The sequence below is a fragment of the Schaalia sp. genome, from assembly GCF_050312375.1.
GTDB lineage: Bacteria > Actinomycetota > Actinomycetes > Actinomycetales > Actinomycetaceae > Pauljensenia > Pauljensenia hyovaginalis.
Map to the genome: position 1 here is coordinate 1 of NZ_JBNOYB010000008.1, position 2,876 is coordinate 2,876.

Annotated in this window: 3 protein-coding genes; all 3 read left to right on the forward strand. The window is 73.6% G+C overall.

Annotated features, from left to right (window positions below; all coding sequences use genetic code 11):
• A partial coding sequence (locus tag ACQY7V_RS00595) for a FecCD family ABC transporter permease (protein ID WP_428638433.1) occupies positions 1 to 1,036 on the forward strand: 1,036 nt, incomplete at its 5' end.
• Positions 1,033 to 2,124: a FecCD family ABC transporter permease gene (locus ACQY7V_RS00600; RefSeq protein WP_428638434.1), complete on the forward strand. Its 1,092-nt coding sequence runs from the start codon at positions 1,033 to 1,035 to the stop codon at positions 2,122 to 2,124. The genes ACQY7V_RS00595 and ACQY7V_RS00600, both read left to right, overlap by 4 nt.
• Positions 2,121 to 2,876 (forward strand): ABC transporter ATP-binding protein (locus tag ACQY7V_RS00605; RefSeq protein WP_428638437.1); only part of this gene is annotated, 756 nt, incomplete at its 3' end. The genes ACQY7V_RS00600 and ACQY7V_RS00605, both read left to right, overlap by 4 nt.

Below are 2,876 nucleotides of genomic sequence, written 5' to 3' on the forward strand. Positions count from 1 at the left end.
GCCCGCGACCGGGGCGCCCGCGGGCGCGGCGCATTCGCGCCGGAGCCGCATCGGGGTCGGCGCCCTCGCGGCGCTCGGCCTCGGCCTCGTCCTCCTCGGCGCCGCCTCCTCCCTCGCCTTCGGCGCAAGAGCGGTGAGCCCCGACGAGATCCTCGCCGGCATCACCGGAACCTCCCAGGAGATCGGCGCCCTCGCCGTCCGCGAGCGGATCCCCCGGACCGTCATCGCCCTCCTCGTCGGCGCCGCCCTCGCCGTGTCCGGAGCACTCCTCCAATCGCTCACGCGCAATCCCATCGCCGACCCGGGCGTCCTCGGCGTGAACTCTGGATCCGCGCTCGCCGTCGTCATCGGCATCGCCTTCCTCGGCGCCCACCGCCTCTCGGACTACCTGCTCCTCGCCCTCCTCGGAGGCCTGCTCGCCGCCCTCCTCGTCCATGCGATCAGCACGATCGGGCCGGGCGGCTCCACTGCGCTCTCCCTCGCGCTCGCCGGAGTCGCGACCTCGGCTGCGATGTCCTCCCTCGTCTCGGCGATCATGCTGCCGCGCGCCCAGGGACTCGAGGCATTCCGCTTCTGGCAGGTCGGATCCCTCGGACGCGGGACATGGTCCGCGATCATGACGATCGCGCCCCTCCTCGTCCTCGGGGCCTTCCTCGTCCTCCTCCTGGCCCGCCCGCTCGACCTCCTGGCCCTCGGCGATGAGGCTGCGACCGGGCTCGGCGTCCGCGTCGGCGCGACGAAGGCCGGAGCCGGCTTCGCCGCCGTCCTCCTCGCCGCCTCCGTCACCGCCCTCGCAGGACCGATCTCCTTCGTCGGACTCATGGTCCCCCACGCGCTGCGCCCCTTCACCGGGGCCCGTCACCTCCCCCTCCTCGGCCTGTCCGCGCTCGGCGGCGCCGCCCTCCTCCTCTTCGCCGATGTCGCCGGGCGCATCCTCATCGCCCCCTCGGAGATCCCGGTCGGAGTCGTCACCGCCTTCATCGGAGCGCCGATCCTCGTCCTCGTCGTCCGCCGCGCGAAGGCGGTCGCCCGATGAACGCCGCAGTCCTCGAGGCCCGTACCGGAGCGCAGGACGCGCCGGACGAGGCGCCCGCGCCCGTCGCCGACTCCATCCGCGCCGGACGCGCCCGCCGTGAGGCGCGCCGCCGCCGAGTCGGCGCCGCGCTCCTCCTCGCCCTCCTCGTCCTCGCCGCCGTCGACCTTGCCTGGGGCGAGCGCTGGTACGCGGTCATGGAGGTCTTCGCCGTCCTCACAGGGCGTGACGCCCCGGGAGCCGCCTTCGCGATCGGGGAGCTGCGACTCCCGCGCGTCCTCATCGCCCTCCTCGCCGGAGCCGCCCTCGGCATCGGCGGGCGCGCCTCCCAGACGATGCTCCGCAACCAACTCGCGAGCCCCGACGTCATCGGCGTGACGAGCGGCTCGAGCGCCGCGGCCGTCGTCGCGATCCTCCTGTGGGGCTGGTCCGGCATCGCCGTCAACATCCTCGCCCTCGGCGTCGGGCTCGGCGTCGCCCTCGCGATCCTCGCCCTCGCCGGACGCGACGGCTCCCAGGGCGGCCGCATCGTCCTCATCGGCATCGGGGCTTCCGCGATGTTCACCGCCGTGACGAACTACGTCCAGCTCCGTGCGAAGGTTCAGGACCTCCCCGAGGCGATGCGTTGGCTCTCGGGCTCGCTCGCCTCCGCCTCCTGGGATCAGGCGCCGCTCCTGGGCGGCGCGCTCCTCCTCCTCGGCGTCCCGCTCATCCTGCTCGGACGCGAGCTCGAACTCCTCCGCCTCGGCGACGACACGGCGATCGGACTCGGCGTCGACGTTCCGAGGTCGAGGCTCCTCGTCCTCCTCGCCGTCGTCGGACTCTCCTCCTTCGCCGCCGCGACGACCGGGCCGATCGCCTTCGTCGCCTTCCTCGCCGGACCGATCACGACGCGCCTCGTCGGACCGAACGACTCGGCCCTCCTCATCGAATCCGGACTCGTCGGCGCCGCCCTCGTCCTCGCCGCCGACATCGCCGGCCAGCACCTCTTCTGGAGCGTCCTGCCGGTCGGCGTCGTCACCGGCATCATCGGAGCCCCCGCCCTCCTTCTCCAGATCATCGCCCTCAACCGGAAAGGAGGACTCGCATGATCGCCCTGCGCGCCCCGTCCGCCCCTCTCCCCTCGGGCGGCCGCTCCGCACCCGCCGCCCCCGAAGATCGCGCGCCCGACCTCGGAGGCGAAGACCGGGCGACCCCGCGTGAACTCGCGGCCCGCGCCCTCGTCGCCGGATACGGGAAGCGCGAGGTCGTCCACGGCGTCGACCTCGAGATCGCGACCGGTCGGATCACCGCGATCATCGGGGCGAACGCCTCCGGGAAGTCGACCCTCCTCAAGACCGCGGCCCGCGTCCTCGCGCCCATCGATGGCGCCGTCCTCCTCGACGGGGAGAGGATCTCCTCCCTCCCGACGCGTGAACTCGCCACCCGGCTGGGACTGCTCCCGCAGCACCCCCTCGCCCCCGAGGGCATCGCCGTCGCCGATCTCGTCGCCCGCGGACGCCACCCCCACGAGGGGCTCTTCGGCAGGCGCAGCGGCGCCGACGAGCGCATCGTCGAAGAGGCCCTCCTCGCGACGCGGACCGCCGATCTCGCCGACCGTGCCGTCGACGAGCTCTCCGGCGGTCAGCGCCAGCGCGTCGCCGTCGCCCGCGCCCTCGCGCTCAACCCGGAGGTCATCGTCCTCGACGAGGCCGTCTCGGCCCTCGACGTGCTCGTGCAGAACCAGATCCTCTACCTGCTCAACGACCTGCAGGCCCAGCTCGGCCTGTCCTACCTCTTCATCACGCACGACCTCGCGGTGGTCCGCCAGATCGCCGACGACGTCGTCGTCATGGAGAAGGGC

Bases quoted from the DNA above. Each gene is read 5' to 3' on its own strand.
- ACQY7V_RS00600 (WP_428638434.1), top strand. From the start codon at position 1,033: ATGAACGCCGCAGTCCTCGAGGCCCGTACCGGAGCGCAGGACGCGCCG.